The following is a 25116-nucleotide window of genomic DNA, read 5'->3' as shown; positions in this document are numbered from 1 at the left end:
CGATGAAACTGAATGCCAACGCCTCCCTGTTGAGTCTCAACACCCTTGCCCTCAATGCTCATTGCCTCTGGCTGGCCGAGGTGGAGCAGGTCGCCGATCTGGGCAACCTGCGCGCCGATCCCCAGCTCGGGTCTTTGCCGCGTCTGACTCTGGGTGGCGGCAGCAATGTGCTGTTTACCACCGATTTTCTCGGGCTGGTGATCCTCAACCGTCTGAAAGGGATCGAGATGCAGGATGGCGGCAATCACTGGTTGCTCCATGTGGCGGCGGGCGAGGATTGGCATCAACTGGTGTGCCATGCCCTGCAGCAGGGGTGGCATGGACTGGAAAACCTGGCGCTTATCCCGGGTACGGTCGGAGCCGCACCGGTGCAGAATATCGGTGCCTATGGTGTCGAGCTGGCCACCTTCTGCGACTATGTGGATGCGTTCAACTGGCAGAGCGGCGAGATGGAGCGGATCGCGGCGGACCAGTGCCGTTTCGGCTATCGCGACAGCATCTTCAAGCATGAGTATCAGGATACTCACCTGATCACCGCCGTCGGCCTGCGTCTGCCCAAGGCGTGGCAACCGGTTGCGGGCTACGGCCCGTTGGCAGCCCTCGGTGAATCCCCAGCGGCCCAAGCCATCTTCGATACCGTCTGCGCAACCCGCATGGCCAAGCTGCCGGATCCGGCTGTGCTCGGCAATGCGGGTAGCTTCTTCAAGAACCCCGTGGTGCCGGCCGAGCTGGCGCAACGGCTCAAGCAGCAGTATCCGCAGATGCCCTGCTATCCGGCCGGAGAGGGTGAGGCCAAGCTGGCCGCGGGCTGGCTGATCGATCAGTGTGGCCTCAAGGGCTTTGCCATCGGTCGCGCCGCCATCCATCAGGAGCAGGCACTGGTGCTGGTCAATCTGGGGGACGCCAGCGCCATGGAGCTGATCGCCCTGGCGGCCCATGTGCGTGACAGCGTGGAGCAGAAGTTTGGTGTAGTGCTGGAGCACGAGGTGCGCTTCATGGGGGCGCAGGGGGAAACATGGCTTGACGAGGTGCTGGCATGACATTGACACCCATCAGACAGACCCTGATTTCCATGCTCAGCGACGGTCAGTTCCACTCCGGCGAACAGCTGGGTGAGCAGCTCGGCATCAGCCGTGCGGCGGTGAGCAAGCATATGGCGGCCCTCAAGGGGCTGGGGCTGGATCTGTTCAGTCTGACCGGCAAGGGCTATCGATTGGCCGTGCCGCTGGCCCTCTACGATCAGGCCCAATTGCAAACCTTGGCCCCGATGGCGCCAATCCACTGCTTCCCGGTCATCGACTCCACCAACCAGTTCCTGTTGGAGCGGGTTAACCAGGCCCGCGCCGGCGAGTGCTGTCTGGCCGAGAGCCAGACTGCCGGCCGTGGTCGTCGTGGCAAGCCGTGGATTTCGCCGTTTGGTTGCCAGCTGATCTTGAGCATGTACTGGCGGCTGGAGCAGGGGATGGCTGCTGCCATGGGATTGAGCCTGGCAGTGGGCGTTGCCGTGGTGGAGGCGCTGGAATCCCTGGGTTATCAGGGAGTTGAGCTCAAGTGGCCCAACGATCTCTACTATCAGGGGCGCAAACTGGCAGGGATCCTGGTGGAGATGAGCGGCAGTGCCGGTGCCAGTTGCCATCTGGTGATCGGGGTAGGGCTCAATCTGGCCATGCCTGCCCGGGAAGGGGAGAGAATTGATCAGGCCTGGGCCGAACTGCGCCACATCAGCCCAGAGCTGGTTGATCGCAACCAGTTGGCTGCCAGGGTGATAGAGCACCTGCAAACCGCCATGCAGACCTTCGAACAGAGCGGATTGGGGAGCTTCGTCGACGCGTGGAACCGGCTCGATCATTTTGCCGGTCGCCCTGTTCGTCTGCTGATGGGCGATCAGGAGGTCCGCGGCATCGCCAGGGGGATCGACGATCGCGGTGCTCTGCGTCTGGAGACGGAGGAGGGCATCAAGTTCTATCTGGGCGGTGAAATCTCCCTGCGCCGGGGAGACTGAGGGCGATCGTGACAGTTATAAACGAAGAGGGGGCCACTGGCCCCCTCTTCGTTTATCCGTTGTCTGTTCAAGCCGTCACTTGCGCAGTTTGATCTGTTCGATGGCGTGCTCCTGTCCCTTGGTCAGGATCAGGTTGGCTCGCTCCCGAGTTGGCAGGATGTTTTCTTGCAAATTCAGATAGTTGATATCTTGCCATATGTTGCCGGCAATCCGGGTCGCTTCGCTTTCCGCCAGCTTGGCATAGTGGTGGAAGTAGGAGTCCGGATCCGAGAAGGCGCCGCTGCGAAACTTGAGGAAACGCTCGATATACCAGGTGCGCAGCAACTCGGCATCGGCATCCACATAGATGGAAAAGTCGACGAAATCAGACACGAACACGCGGTGCGGATCCTGCGGGTAGTCCATGCCGCTTTGCAGCACATTGAGCCCTTCCAGGATCAGGATGTCCGGCTGCTCCACCACCTTCTTCTCGTCGGGAATGATGTCGTAGATAAGGTGGGAATAGACGGGGGCCTCCACCTTTTCGTGTCCCGCGCGGATGTTGGCGACAAACTCCACCAGATGACGGATATCGTAGGACTCGGGGAATCCCTTGCGGCGCATCAGGCCGCGCTCCTCCAGCACCTTGTTGGGATAGAGAAAGCCGTCGGTGGTAACCAGCTCTACCCGCGGGTGCTCCGGCCAGCGCTCCAGCAGCGCTTGCAGAATACGCGCCGTGGTGCTCTTGCCACCGGCCACGCTGCCCGCGATGCTGATGATGTAGGTGCCCTTGCCGCGGGACTGGCCGAGAAACTGCTCCAGCACCCGGCTGCGACGCTGTTTGGCCTTGACGTAGAGATTGAGCAGACGGGAGAGCGGCAGATAGATCTCTTCGACTTCCCGCAATGACACCTTCTCGTTGATCCCGCGCAGGGTCTGCAGATCGTGCTCGGTCAGGGTCAGGGGGACCGAATCGCGCAATAACGCCCATTGTTCGCGGGTGAATTGCAGATAGGGGTTATGCTCTGTCGTCATGGTGTCGTCACTGTTTCTTGGGCACGGCGACCATACACCAAGGGTGGGGGAGCGACAAGCGACCTGGCGGGATTGCCCGATTTGTCGCCATGTTTTTGCAAACTCGGCGGCAATAAAGCACTTTTTGCCAGGCTCAATGGTTGCATCCCCCAAATCCTTACAATAAAATGCGCGACGCTTAGATGTCTGTCGTCTATTTGCCGAGCAAAAGCGATAAAAACAACGGGTGCAAGCAGAATTACCGTTGTGACAATCTGGTATTTGGAGGGGTTCCCGAGCGGCCAAAGGGATCAGACTGTAAATCTGACGGCTCTGCCTTCGAAGGTTCGAATCCTTCTCCCTCCACCATATTTCTCTGCGGTTTGAGTTCTTTGGGTTAGAGAAATGCGGGCATCGTATAATGGCTATTACCTCAGCCTTCCAAGCTGATGATGCGGGTTCGATTCCCGCTGCCCGCTCCAAGATGCTGATATGGCTCAGGCGATACCAAGAGCTACACCCTCGGGTGAGGTCGGCAGTCGAATCTGCCTGTCAGCACCAACCTCTCTTCCCCACCAGATTCAAATCCATCATATAAACTGTTCTGTGGTTAGCTTGCCACCGCGTACTCAGCGTTAGTTTAGAGGGACGATCATGTCTAAAGAAAAATTTGAGCGTAGTAAACCGCACGTTAACGTGGGTACCATCGGCCACGTTGACCACGGTAAAACCACCCTGACTGCTGCTATCACCAACGTGCTGGCCAAGCACTTCGGTGGTAAAGCTTTCGCCTTCGACCAGATCGACAAGGCACCGGAAGAGCGTGAGCGTGGTATCACCATCAACACCTCCCACGTAGAATACGACACCGCTACCCGTCACTACGCTCACGTAGACTGCCCGGGTCACGCCGACTACGTTAAAAACATGATCACCGGTGCTGCCCAGATGGACGGCGCAATCCTGGTAGTAGCTGCGACTGACGGCCCGATGCCGCAGACCCGTGAGCACATCCTGCTGGGTCGCCAGGTAGGCGTACCGTACATCATCGTGTTCATGAACAAGTGCGACATGGTCGATGACGAAGAGCTGCTGGAACTGGTCGAGATGGAAGTTCGCGAACTGCTGTCCGAGTACGACTTCCCGGGTGATGACCTGCCGGTAGTCCGTGGTTCCGCACTGAAAGCGCTGGAAGGCGAAGCTCAGTGGGAAGAGAAGATCATCGAGCTGGCCGGTCACCTGGATTCCTACATCCCGGAGCCGGAGCGCGCGATTGACCAGCCGTTCCTGATGCCAATCGAAGACGTATTCTCCATCGCTGGCCGTGGTACCGTAGTAACCGGTCGTGTAGAGCGCGGTATCGTTAAAGTAGGTGAAGAAGTGGAAATCGTAGGTATCAAAGATACCACCAAGACCACTTGTACCGGTGTTGAGATGTTCCGCAAGCTGCTGGACGAAGGTCGTGCAGGCGAGAACATCGGTGCACTGCTGCGTGGCGTGAAGCGTGAAGACGTAGAGCGTGGTCAGGTCCTGGCCAAGCCGGGCACCATCAAGCCGCACACCAAGTTCGAATCTGAAGTGTACGTACTGTCCAAAGAAGAAGGTGGTCGTCACACCCCGTTCTTCAAAGGCTACCGTCCGCAGTTCTACTTCCGTACTACCGACGTGACCGGAACCATCGAACTGCCGGAAGGCGTAGAGATGGTTATGCCGGGCGACAACATCAAGATGGTTGTTACCCTGATTGCGCCGATCGCGATGGACGACGGCCTGCGTTTCGCCATCCGTGAAGGTGGCCGTACCGTAGGTGCGGGTGTTGTAGCTAAAGTTATCGCTTAATCTTTGGCTTACATAAATAAAGCAAAGCCCCTATAATAGGGGCTTTCTTATGCAGGGGCGTAGTTCGAATTGGTAGAACAGCGGTCTCCAAAACCGATGGTTGCGGGTTCGAGTCCTGCCGCCCCTGCCATATACCTCGTCTCGTACGGGGCTTTTGTGTCTTTGGTTACGTCAGATACAGGTGGGTTGTATGAGTGTTAGTTCTGAGAGCCAGGGCGGAAGCAAGGATACCCTGCTTTGGGGCCTGGTTTTCATTATCCTGGCGGCCGCTGTAGTGGGTAATTATCTGCTGAGTGATGTCATGGTTGCCGTCCGCGCCCTGGGTGTGGTCGTTGTGATTGCTGCTGCTGGTGCAGTGGCCCTGCAAACCACCAAGGGAAAGGCAACACTGGCATTCGCCCGTGAGTCTCGCCTGGAAGTCCGCAAGGTCGTATGGCCGACCCGTCAGGAAGCCATTCAGACAACCCTGATTGTGCTGGCGGTGACTGCCGTGATGGGCCTGCTGCTGTTCGTTCTGGACGGTGCCTTGGTCTGGTTGGTCAACCTGATTACCGGTGTGTAAGGATAAGCCATGACTGAACAACGTGAACAACGTATGAGATGGTATGTCGTGCAGGCATTTTCCGGCTATGAAGGCCGTGTTGCCAAATCTCTGCGTGAACATATCAAGATGCATGGCATGGAAGACATGTTCGGTGAAGTACTGGTCCCGACCGAAGAAGTGGTCGAGATGCGTGCCGGCCAGAAGCGCAAGAGTGAGCGCAAATTTTTCCCGGGTTATGTCCTGGTCCAGATGATCATGGATGAAACCACGTGGCACCTGGTACGCAATGTACCGCGCGTCATGGGCTTCATCGGCGGTACTTCCGACCGCCCGGCGCCGATCTCCGACAAAGAGGCCGATGCCATTCTGAATCGTCTGCAGGATGCCCACGACAAGCCGCGTCCGAAAACCCTGTTTGAACCGGGTGAGATGGTACGGGTTGCCGATGGTCCGTTTGCCGACTTCAACGGTACCGTTGAAGAAGTGGATTACGAGAAGAGCCGCGTGAAGGTCTCCGTACTGATCTTCGGTCGTTCTACTCCGGTTGAACTGGATTTTGGTCAGGTCGAAAAAGGCTGATCGAATTCTGTACGTTTAACGGTTGTCAGGGGCAGCGAATATCTCTATAATTCGCTGCCCCTTTATTAGTTGGGGAGCCGTTTGCAGGAGCATGTCTCCGAGGCGCTAGAACCCATATTTGAGGTAATTTCCTAATGGCTAAGAAAGTCACAGCTTATATCAAGCTGCAGGTTGCTGCTGGTGCAGCCAACCCGTCTCCTCCCGTTGGTCCTGCACTGGGTCAACACGGTGTTAATATCATGGAATTCTGTAAGGCGTTCAACGCCCGTACAGAGAAGCTGGAAAAAGGTTCACCGACTCCGGTCGTGATCACCGTTTACAGCGACCGTTCCTTCACCTTCGAAACCAAGACTCCGCCCGCTTCCTTCCTGCTGAAGAAAGCTGCTGGCATCAAGTCTGGTTCTGCCAAGCCGAACAAAGACAAGGTTGGTAAGGTGACCGTTGCTCAGCTGCAAGAAATCGCCAAGACCAAAGAGCCGGATATGACCGGTGCCGATCTGGATGCAAAAGTACGTTGCATCGCCGGCTCCGCTCGTTCCATGGGTCTGGTAGTGGAGGATTAAGACAATGGCTAAACTTTCCAAGCGTATGCGCGTTATTCGCGAAAAAGTTGACGGTACCAAAGAGTACTCCATCAACGAAGCCATTGCCCTGCTGAAAGAACTGGCTACCGCCAAGTTCGTTGAAAGCGTTGACGTTGCTGTCAACCTGGGTATCGACGCTCGTAAATCCGACCAGAACGTACGTGGTGCAACTGTACTGCCGCACGGTACCGGTCGTGACGTTCGCGTTGCCGTATTTACCCAAGGTGCCAACGCCGAAGCTGCCAAAGCTGCCGGTGCTGACCTGGTAGGTATGGATGACCTGGCCGAGCTGGTCAAAAAAGGCGAGATGAACTTCGACGTCGTTATCGCATCCCCGGATGCCATGCGCGTTGTTGGTCAGCTGGGTCAAATCCTAGGCCCGCGTGGTCTGATGCCGAACCCGAAAGTTGGTACTGTAACTCCGAACGTTGCCGAAGCCGTCAAGAACGCCAAGGCTGGTCAGGTTCGTTACCGTAACGACAAGAATGGTATCATCCATACCACTCTGGGTAAGGTTTCTTTCAACGAAGTTCAGCTGAAAGAAAACTTGGAAGCTCTGCTGGTTGCCCTGAAAAAAGGCAAGCCCTCTTCCGCCAAAGGTCAATTCATCAAGAAAGTCAGCATCTCCACCACCATGGGGGCCGGTGTTGCCGTAGACCAAGCTTCTCTGGAAGCTCAGGCCTAATTGATGGGTTTTACAAGGCGCAAAATTTAATCTATAATTTTGCGCCTTGATTGGTTGGGGGTTTCGACCTCCGTCCAAGACCGCAGGAGGCTGCAAAGCCTTAATGTTTCCTGCGTAGACGGTGCCGGAAACCCAGCGAGAAAGATTCTTTCTCTTCTGGAATCCTGCTACCGCATCGTTCCCCTCTGTTGTTAAAAGTAGGGGGGATGTGTCAGTACTGGGTCTACAGACCCGGATTCAATCCAGGAGTTAAGCCAATGGCATTGGGACTCGAAGACAAAAAGGCAATTGTTGCTGAAGTCAACGAAGCTGCCAAAGGCGCCCTGTCCGCAGTTGTAGCCGATTCTCGCGGTGTGACTGTAGACAAGATGACCGTCCTGCGTAAGACCGCTCGTGAAGCTGGTGTGTACATGCGCGTTGTGCGTAACACCCTGCTGCGTCGCGCGGTTGAAGGTACCGAATACGAGTGCCTGAACGACGCATTTACCGGTCCTACCTTGATTGCTTTCTCCAACGAACACCCGGGCGCTGCCGCTCGTCTGTTCAAAGAGTTTGCCAAAGCGAACCAAAAGTTCGAAATCAAGGCTGGCGCTTTTAACGGTGAGTTTATCGCCGCAGCACAAATTGATCGTCTGGCCACGCTGCCGACCTACGAAGAAGCAATTGCGAAGTTGATGGCTACCATGAAGGAAGCCTCTGCTGGCAAGCTGGTTCGTACTATCGCTGCTGTTCGCGACCAGAAACAAGCTGCTGCTTGATTCTCGCCTATCTAGGCTGTTTGAGTTTATTCAACATCAGGAATTTTTGTCATGTCTATCACTAAAGACCAAATCATCGAAGCCGTTGCTTCCATGTCCGTAATGGAAGTTGTTGAGCTGATCGAAGCTATGGAAGAGAAGTTCGGTGTTTCTGCCGCTGCTGCCGTAATGGCTGGCCCGGCTGCTGCTGAAGCAGTAGAAGAGAAGACCGAGTTCGACGTAGTTCTGACTGCTGCCGGTGCTAACAAAGTTGCCGTTATCAAAGCCGTTCGTGGCGCCACCGGTCTGGGCCTGAAAGAAGCCAAGGACCTGGTAGAAGCTGCTCCGGCTAACCTGAAAGAAGGCATCTCCAAAGACGAAGCTGAAGCTCTGAAGAAAGAGCTGGAAGCTGCCGGTGCTTCTGTTGAGATCAAATAATCTGCATTTATGTAGATTAGCCTGATAAAACAGGCTAGGGCTGGTGAATTTTTGTTCACCAGCCTTTTTGCGCTGTAGACTGAGAGCATTTCACACCGTTTACGACTCTCGGTGCACCAGCAATCCGGACTGTTTTCTTTCGTCCGGGCCAACACAAAACGGTGTTGAGACAGAGCTGTCCCGCGGGACAGAGTGGGTCACTTATCAGCGAGCTGAGGAACCCTATGGTTTACTCTTATACCGAAAAAAAACGCATTCGTAAGGACTTCGGTAAGCGAGACCAGGTACTGGACACGCCTTATCTGTTGTCCATTCAGCTGGACTCCTTCAAGCAGTTCATCGAGGCTGACCCGGAAGGTGAATATGGCCTAGAGGCCGCTTTCCGTAGCGTTTTCCCGATCACCAGTTACTCCGGTAGTGCTGAGCTTCAGTATGTCAGCTATCGCCTGGGTGAGCCGGTATTTGACGTAAAAGAATGCCAGATCCGTGGAGTGACCTACTCCGCGCCGCTGCGTGTCAAGCTTCGTATGGTTCTGTACGACCGTGAAGCAGCTGCCGGCACCGTCAAAGACATCAAGGAACAAGAAGTATACATGGGCGAAATTCCGCTCATGACCGAGAACGGCACCTTTGTTATCAATGGTACCGAGCGGGTAATCGTCTCCCAGCTGCATCGTAGCCCGGGCGTCTTCTTCGACCACGATAAAGGCAAAACACATTCATCCGGTAAGGTGCTCTATAACGCTCGCGTTATCCCCTACCGTGGCTCCTGGCTGGACTTCGAGTTCGATGCGAAAGACAACCTGTTTGTCCGTATCGACCGTCGTCGTAAATTGCCGGCATCCATTATTCTGCGCGCCCTGGACTTCAGTTCCGAAGAAATCCTGGCCACCTTCTTTGAGACCATCGGTTTCGAAGTGAAAGATGGCAAGTTGATGATGGATCTGGTGCCTGAGCGCCTGCGTGGTGAAACTGCGACCTTTGACATCGTGGCCAATGGCGCCGTGGTGGTTGAAACCGGTCGTCGTGTGACCGCGCGTCACATCCGCCAGTTGGAAAAAGATTCCGTCACCCAGATCGAAGTGCCGGTTGAGTATGTTGTTGGCAAAGTTGCTGCCAAGGACTACGCACATCCGCAGACTGGCGAGCTGGTTGTCGCTGCCAACCAGGCCCTGAGCCTGGAAGCCATCGCCAACCTGTCCCAGGCCGGCTTCAAGCATTTCGAGGTTCTGTTCACCAACGAACTGGACCACGGTGCCTACATGTCCGAGACCCTGCGCATCGACTCCAGCACCAACCGTCTGGAAGCGCTGGTAGAGATCTACCGCATGATGCGTCCGGGCGAGCCGCCCACCCGCGAGGCCGCAGAGCAGCTGTTCGAGAACCTGTTCTTCTCCGCCGAGCGTTACGACCTGTCCACCGTTGGTCGGATGAAGTTCAACCGTCGCCTGGGTCGTGAAGACGAAACCGGCGTGGGTGTGCTGACCAAGGACGACATCGTCGAGGTGATGAAGCGCCTGATCGATATCCGTAACGGCAACGATGAAGTGGACGATATCGACCACCTAGGTAACCGTCGTATCCGTTCCGTCGGCGAAATGGCTGAAAACCAGTTCCGTGTCGGTCTGGTGCGTGTCGAGCGTGCGGTCAAGGAGCGTCTCTCCTTGGGCGACCTGGACACCCTGATGCCGCAGGATCTGATCAACGCCAAGCCGATCTCCGCCGCAGTCAAAGAGTTCTTTGGTTCCAGCCAGCTGTCCCAGTTCATGGACCAGAACAACCCGCTGTCCGAAGTGACCCACAAGCGCCGTATCTCCGCGCTGGGCCCGGGCGGTTTGACTCGTGAGCGCGCCGGCTTTGAAGTCCGAGACGTACACCCGACCCACTACGGTCGTCTGTGCCCGATCGAGACTCCTGAAGGTCCGAACATCGGTCTGATCAACTCCCTGTCCGTGTACTCTCGTACCAACGAGTACGGTTTCCTCGAGACTCCGTACCGCAAGGTCATTGACGGTGTGATCACCGACGAAGTGGACTATCTGTCTGCTATTGAAGAAGGCAAGTACGTGATCGCACAGGCTAACGCCGCGACCACCGAAGATGGCCGTCTGAAAGATGAATTGATCCCGTGCCGTCACAAAGGTGAATCCACCTTTATGAACGCCGACCAGATCCAGTATATGGACGTGAGCCCGCAGCAGATCGTATCTGTGGCAGCAGCCCTGATCCCGTTCCTGGAACACGATGACGCGAACCGCGCATTGATGGGTTCAAACATGCAACGTCAGGCTGTACCGACCCTGCGTGCTGACAAGCCGCTGGTAGGTACCGGTATGGAACGCGCTGTGGCCGTTGACTCCGGTGTAACCGTAGTCGCCAAGCGTGGTGGCATGATCGACTATGTCGATGCCTCCCGTATCGTTATCAAGGTAAATGAAGATGAGCTGTTGCCAGGCGAAGCCGGCATCGACATCTACAACCTGACCAAATACACCCGTTCCAACCAGAACACCTGTATCAACCAGCGTCCTTGCGTGATGTTGGGTGAGCCGGTGATGGCTGGCGACGTACTGGCTGACGGCCCGTCCACCGACTTGGGTGAACTGGCGCTGGGTCAGAACATGCGCGTCGCGTTCATGCCGTGGAACGGTTACAACTTCGAAGACTCGATCCTGGTGAACGAGCGTGTTGTTCAGGAAGATCGCCTGACCACCATCCATATCCAGGAACTGGCCTGTATCTCCCGTGACACCAAGCTGGGTCCGGAAGAGATCACTGCCGACATCCCGAACGTGGGTGAAGCCGCGCTGTCCAAGCTGGATGAGTCCGGTATCGTCTACGTGGGTGCCGAAGTGAAGGGCGGCGACATCCTGGTTGGTAAGGTGACTCCGAAAGGTGAAACCCAGCTGACTCCGGAAGAGAAGCTGCTGCGTGCCATCTTCGGTGAGAAGGCCTCCGATGTGAAGGACTCCTCCCTGCGTGTGCCGAACGGTGTGTACGGTACCGTGGTTGACGTGCAAGTCTTTACCCGCGATGGCGTGGAAAAAGACAAGCGCGCCAAAGAAATCGAAGAGATGCAGCTTAAGGAAGCGAAGAAGGACTTGACCGAAGAGTTCAAGATCCTGGAAGACGGCATTTTCGGCCGCTCCCGCAACCTGCTGCTGGCCGCTGGTTACAGCGAAGATCGTCTGAACAAGCTGGAGCGTTCCAAGTGGTTTGAACTGGCCATCGAAGATGAAGCCAAGCAGACCGAACTGGAGCAGATCGCTGAGCAGCACGTTGAGCTGAAAGCCGAGTTCGACAAGAAGTTCGAGAACAAGCGTCGCAAGATTATCCAGGGTGATGATCTGGCGCCGGGCGTACTGAAAATCGTCAAGGTTTATCTGGCAGTCAAGCGTCGCATCCAACCGGGTGACAAGATGGCGGGCCGTCACGGTAACAAGGGTGTTATCTCCAAGATCTGCCCGGTCGAGGATATGCCTCATGACGAATTCGGCCGTCCGGTCGACATCGTACTGAACCCGTTGGGTGTACCGTCTCGTATGAACATCGGTCAGATCCTCGAAGTTCACCTGGGCCTGGCGGCCAAGGGGATCGGCGAGAAGATCGACCGCATGGTCAAAGAGCAGCGTGAGCTGCACGAGATGCGCAACTTCCTGCAACAGGTCTATGACCTGGGCGAGAAGGACTCCCAGCAAGTGAACATCGCCGAGCTGTCCGACGACGACGTGCGTACCCTGGTGGGTAACCTGCGTAAGGGTCTGCCGGTTGCTACGCCGGTCTTTGATGGTGCCAAAGAGCGCGAAATCAAGGCCCTGCTGAAGCTGGCCGATCTGCCGGAATCCGGTCAGATTGATCTGTTCGATGGCCGCACTGGTAACCGCTTCGAGCGTAAGGTAACCGTAGGTTACATGTACATGCTGAAGCTGAACCACTTGGTCGACGACAAGATGCACGCGCGTTCTACCGGTTCTTACAGCCTGGTTACCCAGCAGCCGCTGGGTGGTAAGGCTCAGTTCGGTGGTCAGCGTTTCGGTGAGATGGAAGTGTGGGCCCTGGAGGCTTACGGTGCGGCATATACCCTGCAGGAGATGCTGACCGTCAAGTCTGACGATGTGAATGGCCGTACCAAGATGTACAAGAACATCGTGGATGGCGACCACCGTATGGAGCCGGGCATGCCCGAATCCTTCAACGTATTGCTGAAGGAAATCCGCTCTCTGGGTATCAACATCGAGCTGGACGAAGAGTAAGAGCTCGCTCTTATTGTTCGAGAATTGACGTGGGCGCCCCGCTGTTTTGGCAGCCGGGGCGCCGAGGTTAGACTCCTGACAGGGGAAACACGTGAAAGACTTACTCAAGTTTTTGAAGGCTCAGACCAAGACCGAAGAGTTTGACAGTATCAAGATCGGTCTGGCCTCTCCTGACATGATCCGCTCCTGGTCATTCGGTGAGGTCAAAAAGCCTGAGACCATCAACTACCGGACTTTCAAGCCGGAGCGTGATGGTCTGTTCTGCGCCCGTATCTTCGGACCGGTGAAGGACTACGAGTGTCTGTGCGGCAAGTACAAGCGCCTGAAACACCGTGGTGTGATCTGTGAGAAGTGCGGCGTTGAAGTGACCCAGACCAAGGTCCGTCGTGAGCGTATGGGCCACATCGAGCTGGCCAGCCCGACTGCCCACATCTGGTTCCTGAAGTCTCTGCCGTCCCGTATCGGTCTGCTGCTGGACATGACCCTGCGCGACATCGAGCGCGTGCTCTACTTCGAATCTTTCGTGGTAATCGAGCCGGGCATGACCAACCTCGAACGCAGCCAGATGCTCTCCGAAGAGCAGTACCTGGATGCGCTGGAAGAGTGGGGCGACGAATTTGACGCCAAGATGGGTGCCGAAGCAATCCTGGCATTGCTGCGTGCCATCGATCTGGAAGGTGAAGTCAAGACCATGCGCGAGGAGCTGGATCAGACCAACTCCGAGACCAAGCGCAAGAAGACCACCAAGCGTCTGAAGCTGATGGAAGCCTTCCTGCAGTCCGGCAACAAGCCGGAGTGGATGATCATGACAGTGCTGCCCGTGCTGCCGCCGGACCTGCGTCCGTTGGTACCGCTGGACGGCGGCCGTTTCGCGACCTCCGATCTGAACGATCTGTACCGTCGCGTGATCAACCGTAACAACCGCTTGAAGCGTCTGCTGGATCTGGCTGCGCCGGACATCATCGTGCGCAACGAAAAGCGCATGCTGCAAGAGTCCGTCGATGCTCTGCTGGACAACGGCCGTCGTGGCCGCGCCATCACTGGCTCCAACAAGCGCCCGCTGAAATCCCTGGCCGACATGATCAAGGGTAAGCAAGGTCGTTTCCGTCAGAACCTGCTCGGTAAGCGTGTCGACTACTCCGGTCGTTCCGTTATCACCGTAGGTCCGACCCTGCGCCTGCATCAGTGTGGCCTGCCGAAGAAGATGGCGCTGGAACTGTTCAAGCCGTTCATCTATGGCAAGCTGGAAACTCGCGGCCTGGCGACCACCATCAAGGCTGCCAAGAAGATGGTTGAACGCGAAGAAGCTGTCGTTTGGGATATCCTGGACGAAGTGATCCGCGAACACCCGGTCCTGCTGAACCGTGCACCGACCCTGCACCGTCTGGGTATCCAGGCGTTCGAACCGACCCTGGTTGAAGGCAAGGCAATCCAGCTGCACCCGCTCGTTTGTGCTGCGTATAACGCGGACTTCGACGGTGACCAGATGGCAGTTCACGTACCGCTGACCCTGGAAGCCCAGCTGGAAGCGCGCGCCCTGATGATGTCTACCAACAACATCCTGTCGCCTGCCTCCGGTGAGCCGATCATCGTTCCGTCCCAGGACGTGGTCTTGGGTCTGTATTACATGACCCGTGCCCGTATCAACGCCAAGGGCGAAGGTATGGTGCTGTCCGGTCCGAAAGAGGCCGAGAAGGTTTACCGTGCCGGCCTGGCTGACCTGCATGCGCGCGTCAAGTGCCGCATCACCGAGTACGTGAAGAACGAAGCCGGTGAACTGGTTGCCAAGACCGAGATGAAGAACACCACCGTTGGTCGTGCGATCCTGAGTCTGATCCTGCCGAAAGGCATGGAATACGCCCTGATCGACGAGCCGAAGGTGCTGAGCGCTGCCGAGCAAGCCGATCTGGACGCCAATCCGCAAAACTGGATCAAGTGCGTATCCAACAAGGCGCTGGGCAAGAAGCTGATCTCTCGTCTGCTGAACACCTGCTATCGCAAGCAGGGCCTGAAGGACACCGTTATCTTCGCTGACCAGCTGATGTATACCGGTTTCCACTATGCGGCCCTGTCCGGTGCGTCCGTTGGTATCGATGACATGGTCATCCCGGATGCCAAGAAAGACATCATCGCTGCGGCCGAAGCCGAAGTTGCCGAGATCCAGGATCAGTTCCTGTCCGGTCTGGTGACTGCGGGCGAACGCTACAACAAGGTTATCGATATCTGGGCCAGCGCCAACGAGCGCGTCTCCAAGGCCATGATGGAGAACTTGTCCAAAGAGCGTAACGTCAACTCGCTGGGTGACGAAGAAGAGCAGGCCTCGTTCAACAGCATCTTTATGATGGCCGACTCTGGTGCGCGGGGTTCCGCAGCTCAGATCCGTCAGCTGGCCGGTATGCGTGGCCTGATGGCCAAGCCGGATGGCTCCATCATCGAGACCCCGATCATCGCGAACTTCCGCGAAGGTCTGAACGTACTGCAGTACTTTATCTCCACTCACGGTGCTCGTAAGGGTCTGGCGGATACCGCACTGAAGACTGCGAACTCCGGTTACCTGACTCGTCGTCTGGTAGACGTGGCGCAGGACATGGTGATCACCGAGGACGATTGCGGCACTACCGACGGTCTGTGGATGACTCCGCTTATCGAGGGTGGCGACGTAGTCGAGCCGCTGCGTGAGCGCGTGCTGGGTCGTGTGGTGGCGGAAGATGTCATCAAGCCGGGTACCGAGGACGAGATCCTGGTGGCTCGCAACACCCTGCTCGACGAGCAGCTGTGTGACCTGCTGGAGCGTAACTCCGTTGACCGTGTGAAGGTACGTTCTGCCATCACCTGTGAGACCGACTTCGGTAACTGTGCCCACTGCTATGGTCGCGACCTGGCCCGTGGTCACCTGGTTAACAAGGGTGAGGCTGTCGGTGTTATCGCCGCCCAGTCCATCGGTGAACCGGGTACTCAGCTGACCATGCGTACCTTCCACATCGGTGGTGCCGCATCTCGTGCCGCAGCAGAAAGCAGCATCCAGGTGAAGAACACTGGTAGCATCAAGCTGCAGAACGCCAAGTTCGTTCACAACAGCGAAGACAAACTGGTTATCACCTCTCGTTCAACCGAACTGACCATCATGGACGACATGGGCCGTACCAAGGAAAGCCACAAGCTGCCTTACGGTGCTGTGCTGGAAGTGAAGGACGGTCAGGCGGTGAACGCTGGTGATACCGTTGCCAACTGGGATCCGCACACTCACCCGATCATCACCGAAGTGGCAGGTCGTCTGCACTTCGAACACATGATCGACGGCGTGACCATCACTCGTCAGACCGACGAGCTGACCGGTCTCTCCTCTATCGTCGTGCTGGACGTCAACGAGCGTCCGAGCGCCGGTAAAGAGATGCGTCCGACCGTGAAACTGGTCGACCTGAACGGCAACGATGTGATGATCCCGGGTACCGATGTAGCCGCCCAGTACTTCCTGCCGGGCAAGGCGATCGTGAACCTGGAAGATGGTGCCAACGTGGGTGTGGGTGACGCGGTTGCGCGTATCCCGCAGGAATCCGGCGGTACCAAGGACATCACCGGTGGTCTGCCGCGCGTTGCGGATCTGTTCGAAGCTCGTCAACCGAAAGAACCGGCTATCCTGGCCGAGATCTCCGGTACCATCTCCTTCGGTAAAGAGACCAAGGGCAAGCGCCGTCTGGTCATCACCCCGACCGATGGTGGCAACGTCTACGAGGAGATGATTCCGAAGTGGCGTAACCTGAACGTGTTCGAAGGTGAAAAAGTTGAGAAGGGTGAAGTACTGGCGGACGGTCCCGAGTCTGCTCACGACATCCTGCGTCTGCGCGGTATCAGCCCGGTCGCCAACTACATCGCCAACGAAGTGCAGGACGTTTACCGTCTGCAGGGCGTTAAGATCAACGACAAGCACATCGAAGTCATCGTTCGTCAGATGCTGCGCAAGTGCGAGATCCTGACTGCTGGCGACACCGACCTGATCGAAGGCGAACAGGTTGAAGTGGCTCGCGTGAAGATTGCCAACCGTAAGCTGGTTGCCGAGGGCAAGACCCCTGCGACCTACCGTCACGTGCTGATGGGTATTACCAAGGCGTCTCTGAGCACCGAGTCCTTCATCTCCGCGGCTTCCTTCCAGGAAACCACTCGTGTTCTGACCGAAGCCGCCGTAGGTGGCAAGCGTGACGAACTGCGTGGTCTGAAAGAGAACGTCATCGTGGGTCGTCTGATCCCGGCCGGTACCGGTTTTGCGTACCACCATGGCCGGATCAACCAGCGTGCTGCCGCAGCTCGTGCTGTTGGCACCCCCCAGGTGACCGCTGATGAGGCTCAACAGAACCTGGCGGATCTGCTGAACGCAGCCGGTAGCTTCGACGAAGAGTAATCTCTTCTCCATGATTAAAAAGGGCTCCTTCAGGGAGCCCTTTTTGTTGGTGTTTTCCTCGTCAAAGTCAGGTCTGGCACGGTTTTCAGGATGATCCAGAGCAAAGTTGTAGAGTAAAAAATCAAAAAAAGTTGACTTTAATGCCCTGCAATTTAAAACTCGGAAAAGTTGAACGGTTATTACAGGGGTAGAACATGACTGTCGGTATCGAGGAGGCCATGCTTCCCGAAGAACAGCTGATCAGCCGCACTTTTACAGATGAAGACAGGGAATTGTTGCGCTCATATGACGGGCTCATCGATGGCTTGGCCGAGTTGTTCGGCAAGCATTGTGAAGTGGTGCTTCACTCCCTGGAGAATCTGCATGAGTCGGTGATCAAGATCGCCAACGGATTCAATACCGGACGCTCCCTGGGGGCGCCCATCACCGATCTGGCCTTGCGTATGCTCAAGGATATCGAGAGCACGGGGCAAGATTACACGCATAGCTATTTTGCTCGCAGCCGCACCGGTGCCCTGATGAAGTCGAGCACCATCGCCATCCGGAACAGCGAGCGGCAGGTGATCGGCCTTATCTGCATCAATCTGCACATCAATGCCCCCTTCCACGAGTTCGTGGCCGAATTTTTCCCGACGCCGCAGCAGGTTGCGCGTCAGTCTCCCGAGACGTTTGCCAACAGCGTCGAAGAATTGGTTGCCCAGACGGTGGACAATACCATCGATGAAATCAACCGCGATCCGACCGTGGCCAACAATGCCAAGAACCGGTTTATCGTGACCCAGTTGTTCGAGAAAGGAATTTTCGACATCAAGGATTCGATCAACCTGGTGGCAGACAAACTGAATATTTCCAAACATACCGTTTATCTCTACATCCGGCAGCGCAAGCAGGGTGAAGACGAAAACGAATAATCATTCCAGAAGGGGATACATGAATGGCTAAAGAAGTTATTGCAACCGACAAGGCACCCGCTGCGATTGGTCCGTATGTTCAGGCGACCAAGGTGGGTGAGATGATCTTTACTTCAGGACAGATCCCGCTTGATCCGGCTACCATGGAGATTGTCGAAGGCGGTATCGAAGCCCAGGCTGAGCAGGTAATGAAGAATCTGGTTGCCGTGCTGAAAGCGGCTGGCGCTGATACCGGCAAGGTGGTGAAGACCACCTGCTTCCTGAGCGACATGAATAACTTCGTGGCCTTCAACCAGGTTTATGCCCGTTACTTTGGCGACGCAGCTCCGGCACGCTCCTGTGTGGAAGTGGCCCGTCTGCCGAAGGATGTGCTGGTTGAAGTGGAAGCCATTGCCCACCTCTGATCGCTCTGGTTGAACAAGCCCCTCCTGGCAGGGGCTTTTTTGTTTTTGGCGTACAATGGACAGGCATCAGCACAGGAGCCTGATATGAGTTTGAGTTTTGCCCTCCTGGTGACCGGACCTGCCTATGGTACCCAGTCTGCCAGTACCGCCTATCGTTTTGCCCGTAGCCTGTTGGCGCAGGGGCATACCCTTTCCCATCTGTTTTTCTATCAGGACGGTGTCTACAACGGCAACGGCCTCCATGCGCCCGCTTCCGATGAAACGGATCTGGTGCGTCTGTGGCGAGAGTTGGCGATAGAGCAGGGGATCCGGATCGATGTCTGTGTCGCCGCCGCCATGCGCCGTGGCGTACTCGATGAACAGGAGGCCAAGGGGGTTGGACATGATCACTTCAATCTGCAGGCCCCCTTCTGCCTGAGCGGTCTGGGGCAGCTGGCCGAGGCGACCTTGACGGCCGATCGGCTGGTCCAGTTCTAGGAGAGGGTCATGACCAAAAAAATTGCATTTATCTGCCGCCGTGGGCCTCATGGCTATGCGGCCGGGCGAGAGGGACTGGATGCCCTGCTGGCCACGTCGGCGCTTACCGAATCAGTGGCACTCTTTCTGATCGGTGACGGCGTGCTGCAACTGGTCAAGGAGCAGCAACCTGCCGCTATTCTGCAGCGTCACTATGCACCGACCTTCAAGATGCTGGAACTCTACGATATCGAGGAGGTCTATGTCTGTGCTGACTCACTGGCCGAGCGCGGGCTGACCCTCGATGATCTGCTCATTCAGGTCGAGAGCATGCCACGGGAGGCATTGGCTCGCTGCTGGGCACAATGTTCGGCTCACATCAGTTTCTGAGGTCTTCATGTTGCATCTGATTATGAACTCCCCCTTCCAGAGCCAGGCGTTGGCGCAAGCGTTGGCATACTGTCAGCCGGAAGACGAGCTGGTATTGATGCAGGATGCGGTGATCGCCGCATCGGCGCCACACTGGTGTGAACAGCTGGCAGGCATACCGCTCTATGTCATGCAGGAAGACCTGCAGGCTCGCGGATTGTCTCGTCGCGTGGGGACAGAGATCGATATGGCGGGTCTGGTCGCCTTGATTGCACAAAAAGGGTCCCCACTGACCTGGGGGGAGTGACAGGATTATTTTCAATATAATTCAGGTTGTTATTATGGATCTCGGTGGTTTGCGCTGCGCCGTCCATGCCGCGAATTGTATAAATCTTGACTCCCTAGACAACAGGGCATAAAATTTCGCGTCCCCGTATCTGCGGGGAGGATTTTTCACATGTTTATGAAGTCATTATCAGGAGCCTTTTGATGGCAACTATTAACCAGTTGGTTCGCAAGCCGCGCACTAAGCTCGTTGTTAAGAGCAACGTGCCTGCGCTGGAAGCGTGCCCTCAGAAGCGTGGCGTGTGCACCCGTGTATACACCACCACCCCGAAGAAGCCTAACTCTGCACTGCGTAAAGTATGCCGTGTACGTCTGACCAACGGCTTCGAAGTCACCTCCTACATCGGCGGTGAAGGTCACAACCTGCAAGAGCACTCTGTTGTTCTGATCCGTGGCGGTCGTGTAAAAGACTTGCCTGGTGTTCGTTACCACACCGTTCGTGGTGCGCTGGACTGTGCCGGTGTTAAAGACCGTAAGCAGGCTCGCTCCAAGTACGGCGTGAAGCGTCCGAAAGCTTAATGGTTCTCCGTTAAGTAAGGCCAAACGTTAATTCGTTTCTAGTTAGATAACTTTCTAGTTTTGGGTAACCCCTGAAGTTCACGGAGAATTGAAATGCCAAGACGTCGTGTTGTTGGTCAGCGTAAAATCCTGCCGGATCCCAAGTTCGGATCTGAGCTGCTGGCTAAATTCGTCAACGTAGTAATGGTTGACGGTAAGAAATCTGTTTCCGAAGCCATCGTATACGGTGCTCTGGATATCATTGCCGCTAAATCCGGCAAAGAGCACCTGGCTGTATTTGAAGAAGCTCTGGATAACATTCGTCCGGCGGTCGAGGTTAAATCTCGTCGCGTCGGTGGTGCAACCTATCAGGTACCGGTAGAAGTTCGTCCGGTTCGTCGCAATGCTCTGGCAATGCGCTGGTTGGTTGATGCCGCTCGTAAACGTGGTGAAAAATCAATGGCTCAGCGTTTGGCTGGCGAGCTGCTGGATGCCGCTGAGAACAAGGGTTCGTCTGTCAAGAAACGTGAAGACGTTCACCGTATGGCTGAAGCGAACAAGGCCTTCGCTCACTTCCGCTGGTAATCCGCTTGCGCAGGGTCTTCTGGCTCTGCGCACCTTTAATTATCTAGGGACAAGCGCCTTAGTAAGAGGATGACAATGGCTCGTACAACCCCCATTGAGCGTTATCGTAACATCGGTATCTCCGCTCACATTGACGCCGGTAAGACTACTACTACCGAGCGTGTACTGTTTTACACCGGTGTAAGCCACAAGATCGGTGAAGTTCACGATGGCGCTGCCACCATGGACTGGATGGAACAGGAACAAGAGCGTGGTATTACCATCACCTCCGCCGCGACCACCGCTTTCTGGTCCGGTATGGGTAAACAGTTCCAACCGCACCGTATCAACATCATCGATACCCCGGGCCACGTTGACTTTACTATCGAAGTAGAGCGCTCCATGCGTGTTCTGGACGGTGCCGTAATGGTGTACTGTGCCGTAGGTGGCGTACAGCCACAGTCTGAAACCGTATGGCGTCAGGCTAACAAGTACAAGGTTCCCCGTATCGCGTTCGTCAACAAGATGGACCGTACCGGTGCCAACTTCCTGCGTTGCGTTGAGCACATCAAGACCCGTCTGAAAGGCACTCCGGTTCCTCTGCAGCTGAACATCGGCTCCGAAGAGAACTTCAAGGGTGTTATCGACCTGGTCAAGATGAAGGCCATCAACTGGAACGAAGCTGACCAAGGCGTTTCCTTCGACTACGAAGACGTCCCGGCTGAGCTGCTGGAACAAGCGCAAGAAATGCGCATGAACCTGGTTGAAGCTGCTGCAGAAGCCTCTGAAGACTTGATGGAAAAATACTTGGGCGGCGAAGAGCTGACCGAGGAAGAGATCAAGCAAGCTCTGCGTCAGCGCGTGCTGAACAACGAAATCATCCTGGTAACCTGTGGCTCCGCGTTCAAGAACAAGGGCGTACAGGCAATGCTGGATGCGGTTGTTGAGTATCTGCCTGCTCCGACCGACGTTGCTGCTATCGACGGCCTGAAAATGGACGGCGAAACCAAAGACGTGCGTCACGCTTCTGACGACGAGCCGTTCTCTGCTCTGGCGTTCAAGATCGCTACCGACCCGTTCGTTGGTAACCTGACCTTCTTCCGCGTGTACTCCGGTGTGGTTAACTCCGGTGACTCCGTGCTGAACTCCGTCAAGGACAAGCGCGAGCGTTTCGGCCGTATCGTTCAGATGCACGCCAACAAGCGTGAAGAGATCAAAGAAGTTCGCGCAGGCGATATCGCTGCTGCCATCGGTCTGAAAGACGTGACCACTGGTGACACCCTGTGTGACGAAAAAGCGCCGATCATCCTCGAGCGTATGGAATTCCCGGAACCGGTAATCTCCATCGCGGTTGAGCCGAAAACCAAGGCTGACCAAGAGAAGATGGGCTTGGCACTGGGCCGTCTGGCTCAGGAAGACCCGTCCTTCCGCGTATGGACCGACGAAGAATCTGGCCAAACCATCATCGCCGGTATGGGTGAGCTGCACCTGGACATCATCGTTGACCGTATGCGTCGCGAGTTCAAGGTTGAAGCCAACGTAGGTAAGCCGCAGGTTGCCTACCGTGAAACCATCCGCAACACCGTTAAAGACGTTGAAGGCAAGCATGCCAAGCAGTCTGGTGGTCGTGGTCAGTACGGTCACGTTGTGATCGACATGTACCCGCTGGAAGAAGGCAAGGGCTACGAGTTCGTAAACGACATCAAAGGCGGTGTCATTCCTGGCGAATTCGTCCCGGGTGTTGACAAAGGCATCCAGGAGCAGCTCAAGTCTGGTCCGCTGGCTGGTTACCCGGTTATGGATCTGGGCGTGCGTTTGCACTTCGGTTCCTACCACGATGTTGACTCTTCCGAACTGGCGTTCAAGATCGCTGCTTCCATGGCCTTCAAGGCTGGCTTCATGAAAGCCAACCCGGTTCTGCTGGAACCGATCATGAAAGTAGAAGTCGAAACTCCGGAAGATTACATGGGCGACGTTATCGGTGACCTGAACCGTCGTCGTGGTCTGATCGAAGGTATGGAAGATGGCCCGTCCGGCAAGATCGTACGTGCCCTGGTGCCGCTGGCTGAAATGTTCGGCTACGCGACTGACCTGCGTTCCGCCACTCAAGGTCGTGCCTCCTACGCAATGGAATTCGGTAAGTATGCAGATGCCCCGAACAACATTGCCCAGGCTGTGATCGAAGAGCGCAAATCCAAGTAATTTAAGATTCCCCGCCTACGACGGTAGGCGGGTTTAACCTAGAAGGACTACGTCGTGTCTAAAGAAAAATTTGAGCGTTCCAAACCGCACGTAAACGTCGGCACCATCGGCCACGTTGACCACGGTAAAACCACCCTGACCGCTGCTATCACCAACGTGCTGGCCAAGCACTTCGGTGGTAAAGCTTTCGCCTTCGACCAGATCGACAAGGCACCGGAAGAGCGTGAGCGTGGTATCACCATCAACACCTCCCACGTAGAATACGACACCGCTACCCGTCACTACGCTCACGTAGACTGCCCGGGTCACGCCGACTACGTTAAAAACATGATCACCGGTGCTGCCCAGATGGACGGCGCAATCCTGGTAGTAGCTGCGACTGACGGCCCGATGCCGCAGACCCGTGAGCACATCCTGCTGGGTCGCCAGGTAGGCGTACCGTACATCATCGTGTTCATGAACAAGTGCGACATGGTCGATGACGAAGAGCTGCTGGAACTGGTCGAGATGGAAGTTCGCGAACTGCTGTCCGAGTACGACTTCCCGGGTGATGACCTGCCGGTAGTCCGTGGTTCCGCACTGAAAGCGCTGGAAGGCGAAGCTCAGTGGGAAGAGAAGATCATCGAGCTGGCCGGTCACCTGGATTCCTACATCCCGGAGCCGGAGCGCGCGATTGACCAGCCGTTCCTGATGCCAATCGAAGACGTATTCTCCATCGCTGGCCGTGGTACCGTAGTAACCGGTCGTGTAGAGCGCGGTATCGTTAAAGTAGGTGAAGAAGTGGAAATCGTAGGTATCAAAGATACCACCAAGACCACTTGTACCGGTGTTGAGATGTTCCGCAAGCTGCTGGACGAAGGTCGTGCAGGCGAGAACATCGGTGCACTGCTGCGTGGCGTGAAGCGTGAAGACGTAGAGCGTGGTCAGGTCCTGGCCAAGCCGGGCACCATCAAGCCGCACACCAAGTTCGAATCTGAAGTGTACGTACTGTCCAAAGAAGAAGGTGGTCGTCACACCCCGTTCTTCAAAGGCTACCGTCCGCAGTTCTACTTCCGTACTACCGACGTGACCGGTACCATCGAACTGCCGGAAGGCGTAGAGATGGTCATGCCGGGTGACAACATCAAGATGGTTGTTACCCTGATTGCACCGATCGCGATGGACGACGGCCTGCGTTTCGCCATCCGTGAAGGTGGCCGTACCGTAGGTGCTGGTGTTGTGGCTAAAGTTATCGCTTAATCGATACTTTATATGCACACATGAAAGGGGTGGCTTCGGCCACCCCTTTCACTTTTGGGGCTTTAAATGGCCTGTGAGATACTTTTGCGAAATTATTGATAGAGGTAGCTGCTGTGAGTAAACCCGCCATTTTTCTGGATCGCGATGGTGTCATCAACAAGGACACGGGTTATGTCAGCCAGGTTGATGACTTCCATTTTCTGCCCGGGGTGATTGAGGCCATGCAATTGCTGAAGAAAAAGGGCTATTTGCTGGTCGTGGTGACTAACCAATCCGGCATCGCCCGTGGTTACTTCACTGAAGATGACTTCATGAACCTGACCGAGTGGATGGATTGGTCCCTGGCCGATCGCGATGTGGATCTCGATGGTATCTACTTCTGTCCCCATCACCCGGACCACGGTACCCCCTGCGACTGCCGCAAACCCGAACCGGGTATGCTGTTGCTTGCACAGCGAGAGCTCGGTATTGATATGAGCCGCTCTTATATGGTGGGTGACAAACCTTCGGACCTGAAAGCCGCCATCAATGCCAAGGTCGGTCACAAGGTCATGGTCAGAACGGGCAAGCCGATTACTGATGCGGGGATTGAGCTGGCCGATGCCATCTACGACAAGCTGCATGATTTTGCCGTTGCTGCGCCTGTCGCAGGCTGATTTCGCTGGATTAAGATGCTTTTTGGTGGCTTTGTGAGCGGTTGAACGATGAAAGCCATCTTTTTGCAATTATCCTCTTGCCAGAACGAATTCACTCCCTATAATGCGCCTCCATCGACACGGCAAGCGGCAACGCAAACAGCCGGGTTGATAACCTCGACAAGCCTGTGAAAATAAGGCTTGACTCGAGAAGGCGGTTGAGTAGAATGCCACTCCCGCAGCAGCCAAAAGCTGCATCGCTCTTTAACAATTTGAATCAAGCAATCTGTGTGGGCACTCACAGCATCGAGCATCAAAAACAATTTTTGATATCAATGTCTGATGAAGTGACCAAAGCAACTTTTAAGTTGCAGCAGTTAATTCAGCAATTCATTGAGCCGCTTTTCGAAGCAACCAAACTTAAATTGAAGAGTTTGATCATG

Annotated in this window: 23 protein-coding genes and 4 tRNA genes; 26 read left to right on the top strand and 1 reads right to left on the bottom strand. The window is 55.8% G+C overall.

Translation table 11 applies throughout. From position 1 onward, the window contains the following. Positions 1-2: 2 nt before the first annotated feature. Positions 3-1040 (top strand): UDP-N-acetylmuramate dehydrogenase, encoded by a 1038-nt coding sequence (gene murB, locus ACB028_RS14875; protein WP_371144610.1) that lies wholly within the window; start codon positions 3-5, stop codon positions 1038-1040. Further along, a complete protein-coding gene (gene birA, locus ACB028_RS14870; RefSeq protein WP_371144609.1) occupies positions 1037-2002 on the top strand; it encodes a bifunctional biotin--[acetyl-CoA-carboxylase] ligase/biotin operon repressor BirA in 966 nt (321 codons plus the stop codon). The genes murB and birA overlap by 4 nt, the downstream gene beginning before the upstream one ends. A gap of 75 nt (positions 2003-2077) precedes the next feature. Here the strand turns inward: birA and coaA are convergent, their stop codons facing one another. Beyond that, complete coding sequence (gene coaA / locus ACB028_RS14865; RefSeq protein ID WP_026457408.1) at positions 2078-3016, bottom strand: type I pantothenate kinase; 939 nt, start codon at positions 3014-3016, stop codon at positions 2078-2080. 263 nt (positions 3017-3279) lie between these two features. Between coaA and ACB028_RS14860 the strand changes: the two genes are divergently transcribed. The 24 genes from ACB028_RS14860 to ACB028_RS14745 form a co-directional block, all read left to right on the top strand. Beyond that, positions 3280-3364, top strand: a tRNA-Tyr gene (locus ACB028_RS14860). Positions 3365-3402: 38 nt separating this feature from the next. Then, a tRNA-Gly gene (locus tag ACB028_RS14855) sits at positions 3403-3477 on the top strand. Positions 3478-3481: 4 nt separating this feature from the next. Next, positions 3482-3556 (top strand) — tRNA-OTHER (locus ACB028_RS14850). Between the two features lie 93 nt (positions 3557-3649). Beyond that, positions 3650-4834, top strand: coding sequence for an elongation factor Tu (gene tuf / locus ACB028_RS14845; RefSeq protein WP_061476754.1), 1185 nt, complete (start codon positions 3650-3652; stop codon positions 4832-4834). Between the two features lie 53 nt (positions 4835-4887). Continuing rightward, positions 4888-4964 (top strand) — tRNA-Trp (locus ACB028_RS14840). Positions 4965-5024: 60 nt separating this feature from the next. Next, positions 5025-5396, top strand: coding sequence for a preprotein translocase subunit SecE (gene secE / locus ACB028_RS14835; protein ID WP_026456245.1), 372 nt, complete (start codon positions 5025-5027; stop codon positions 5394-5396). Positions 5397-5405: 9 nt separating this feature from the next. After that, positions 5406-5957, top strand: coding sequence for a transcription termination/antitermination protein NusG (gene nusG, locus ACB028_RS14830; protein WP_005306318.1), 552 nt, complete (start codon positions 5406-5408; stop codon positions 5955-5957). Positions 5958-6091: 134 nt separating this feature from the next. Beyond that, positions 6092-6520 carry a 50S ribosomal protein L11 gene (gene rplK / locus ACB028_RS14825; RefSeq protein WP_026456244.1) on the top strand — a complete coding sequence of 143 codons (429 nt, stop codon included), beginning with the start codon at positions 6092-6094 and terminating at the stop codon, positions 6518-6520. A gap of 4 nt (positions 6521-6524) precedes the next feature. Continuing rightward, positions 6525-7226 carry a 50S ribosomal protein L1 gene (gene rplA / locus ACB028_RS14820; RefSeq protein WP_026456243.1) on the top strand — a complete coding sequence of 234 codons (702 nt, stop codon included), beginning with the start codon at positions 6525-6527 and terminating at the stop codon, positions 7224-7226. Positions 7227-7483: 257 nt separating this feature from the next. Further along, a complete protein-coding gene (rplJ, locus tag ACB028_RS14815) occupies positions 7484-7984 on the top strand; it encodes a 50S ribosomal protein L10 (protein WP_005339895.1) in 501 nt (166 codons plus the stop codon). 51 nt (positions 7985-8035) lie between these two features. Next, a complete protein-coding gene (gene rplL, locus ACB028_RS14810) occupies positions 8036-8401 on the top strand; it encodes a 50S ribosomal protein L7/L12 (protein ID WP_026456242.1) in 366 nt (121 codons plus the stop codon). Positions 8402-8625: 224 nt separating this feature from the next. Continuing rightward, a complete protein-coding gene (rpoB, locus tag ACB028_RS14805; RefSeq protein WP_042025333.1) occupies positions 8626-12654 on the top strand; it encodes a DNA-directed RNA polymerase subunit beta in 4029 nt (1342 codons plus the stop codon). Positions 12655-12745: 91 nt separating this feature from the next. Continuing rightward, a complete protein-coding gene (gene rpoC, locus ACB028_RS14800) occupies positions 12746-17050 on the top strand; it encodes a DNA-directed RNA polymerase subunit beta' (RefSeq protein ID WP_042025334.1) in 4305 nt (1434 codons plus the stop codon). A 194-nt stretch (positions 17051-17244) separates the two neighbouring features. Further along, on the top strand, positions 17245-17961 hold the full coding sequence (locus ACB028_RS14795) for a transcriptional regulator (protein WP_042025337.1): 717 nt from the start codon (positions 17245-17247) through the stop codon (positions 17959-17961). A 23-nt stretch (positions 17962-17984) separates the two neighbouring features. Next, entirely contained in the window at positions 17985-18365 is a 381-nt protein-coding gene (locus ACB028_RS14790) for a RidA family protein (protein ID WP_042070366.1), read from the top strand. 84 nt (positions 18366-18449) lie between these two features. Then, positions 18450-18842: a sulfurtransferase complex subunit TusD gene (gene tusD, locus ACB028_RS14785; RefSeq protein WP_026456687.1), complete on the top strand. Its 393-nt coding sequence runs from the start codon at positions 18450-18452 to the stop codon at positions 18840-18842. 9 nt (positions 18843-18851) lie between these two features. Beyond that, on the top strand, positions 18852-19211 hold the full coding sequence (gene tusC, locus ACB028_RS14780) for a sulfurtransferase complex subunit TusC (protein ID WP_026456686.1): 360 nt from the start codon (positions 18852-18854) through the stop codon (positions 19209-19211). A gap of 7 nt (positions 19212-19218) precedes the next feature. Further along, complete coding sequence (gene tusB / locus ACB028_RS14775; protein WP_371144608.1) at positions 19219-19497, top strand: sulfurtransferase complex subunit TusB; 279 nt, start codon at positions 19219-19221, stop codon at positions 19495-19497. 182 nt (positions 19498-19679) lie between these two features. Next, positions 19680-20054 carry a 30S ribosomal protein S12 gene (gene rpsL, locus ACB028_RS14770; protein WP_026456685.1) on the top strand — a complete coding sequence of 125 codons (375 nt, stop codon included), beginning with the start codon at positions 19680-19682 and terminating at the stop codon, positions 20052-20054. A 93-nt stretch (positions 20055-20147) separates the two neighbouring features. After that, on the top strand, positions 20148-20618 hold the full coding sequence (rpsG, locus tag ACB028_RS14765; protein WP_026456684.1) for a 30S ribosomal protein S7: 471 nt from the start codon (positions 20148-20150) through the stop codon (positions 20616-20618). A 75-nt stretch (positions 20619-20693) separates the two neighbouring features. Continuing rightward, positions 20694-22799, top strand: coding sequence for an elongation factor G (gene fusA, locus ACB028_RS14760; RefSeq protein WP_026456683.1), 2106 nt, complete (start codon positions 20694-20696; stop codon positions 22797-22799). A gap of 54 nt (positions 22800-22853) precedes the next feature. Next, positions 22854-24038, top strand: a complete 1185-nt coding sequence (tuf, locus tag ACB028_RS14755) for an elongation factor Tu (RefSeq protein ID WP_061476754.1) — start codon at positions 22854-22856, stop codon at positions 24036-24038. Positions 24039-24151: 113 nt separating this feature from the next. Next, a complete protein-coding gene (gene gmhB / locus ACB028_RS14750) occupies positions 24152-24694 on the top strand; it encodes a D-glycero-beta-D-manno-heptose 1,7-bisphosphate 7-phosphatase (RefSeq protein WP_371144607.1) in 543 nt (180 codons plus the stop codon). A 206-nt stretch (positions 24695-24900) separates the two neighbouring features. Beyond that, positions 24901-25116: hypothetical protein (locus tag ACB028_RS14745; RefSeq protein WP_371144606.1), on the top strand; the 216-nt coding region annotated here is incomplete at its 3' end.

The sequence above is a fragment of the Aeromonas sp. S9(2024) genome, assembly GCF_041403185.1.
Classification (GTDB): domain Bacteria; phylum Pseudomonadota; class Gammaproteobacteria; order Enterobacterales; family Aeromonadaceae; genus Aeromonas; species Aeromonas enteropelogenes.
The sequence above is the reverse complement of the archived record's forward strand: the minus strand, read 5'-3'. Positions and strand labels throughout refer to the sequence as shown.

Bases quoted from the DNA above. Each gene is read 5' to 3' on its own strand.
- nusG (WP_005306318.1), top strand. From the start codon at position 5,406: ATGACTGAACAACGTGAACAACGTATGAGATGGTATGTCGTGCAGGCA.
- tuf (WP_061476754.1), top strand. From the start codon at position 3,650: ATGTCTAAAGAAAAATTTGAGCGTAGTAAACCGCACGTTAACGTGGGT.
- rplL (WP_026456242.1), top strand. From the start codon at position 8,036: ATGTCTATCACTAAAGACCAAATCATCGAAGCCGTTGCTTCCATGTCC.
- secE (WP_026456245.1), top strand. From the start codon at position 5,025: ATGAGTGTTAGTTCTGAGAGCCAGGGCGGAAGCAAGGATACCCTGCTT.
- rpsL (WP_026456685.1), top strand. From the start codon at position 19,680: ATGGCAACTATTAACCAGTTGGTTCGCAAGCCGCGCACTAAGCTCGTT.
- tusC (WP_026456686.1), top strand. From the start codon at position 18,852: ATGACCAAAAAAATTGCATTTATCTGCCGCCGTGGGCCTCATGGCTAT.
- ACB028_RS14795 (WP_042025337.1), top strand. From the start codon at position 17,245: ATGACTGTCGGTATCGAGGAGGCCATGCTTCCCGAAGAACAGCTGATC.
- birA (WP_371144609.1), top strand. From the start codon at position 1,037: ATGACATTGACACCCATCAGACAGACCCTGATTTCCATGCTCAGCGAC.
- rplA (WP_026456243.1), top strand. From the start codon at position 6,525: ATGGCTAAACTTTCCAAGCGTATGCGCGTTATTCGCGAAAAAGTTGAC.
- tusB (WP_371144608.1), top strand. From the start codon at position 19,219: ATGTTGCATCTGATTATGAACTCCCCCTTCCAGAGCCAGGCGTTGGCG.
- ACB028_RS14790 (WP_042070366.1), top strand. From the start codon at position 17,985: ATGGCTAAAGAAGTTATTGCAACCGACAAGGCACCCGCTGCGATTGGT.
- rpoB (WP_042025333.1), top strand. From the start codon at position 8,626: ATGGTTTACTCTTATACCGAAAAAAAACGCATTCGTAAGGACTTCGGT.
- coaA (WP_026457408.1), bottom strand. From the start codon at position 3,016: ATGACGACAGAGCATAACCCCTATCTGCAATTCACCCGCGAACAATGG.
- rplK (WP_026456244.1), top strand. From the start codon at position 6,092: ATGGCTAAGAAAGTCACAGCTTATATCAAGCTGCAGGTTGCTGCTGGT.
- murB (WP_371144610.1), top strand. From the start codon at position 3: ATGAAACTGAATGCCAACGCCTCCCTGTTGAGTCTCAACACCCTTGCC.
- tusD (WP_026456687.1), top strand. From the start codon at position 18,450: ATGAGTTTGAGTTTTGCCCTCCTGGTGACCGGACCTGCCTATGGTACC.
- rpsG (WP_026456684.1), top strand. From the start codon at position 20,148: ATGCCAAGACGTCGTGTTGTTGGTCAGCGTAAAATCCTGCCGGATCCC.
- fusA (WP_026456683.1), top strand. From the start codon at position 20,694: ATGGCTCGTACAACCCCCATTGAGCGTTATCGTAACATCGGTATCTCC.
- rplJ (WP_005339895.1), top strand. From the start codon at position 7,484: ATGGCATTGGGACTCGAAGACAAAAAGGCAATTGTTGCTGAAGTCAAC.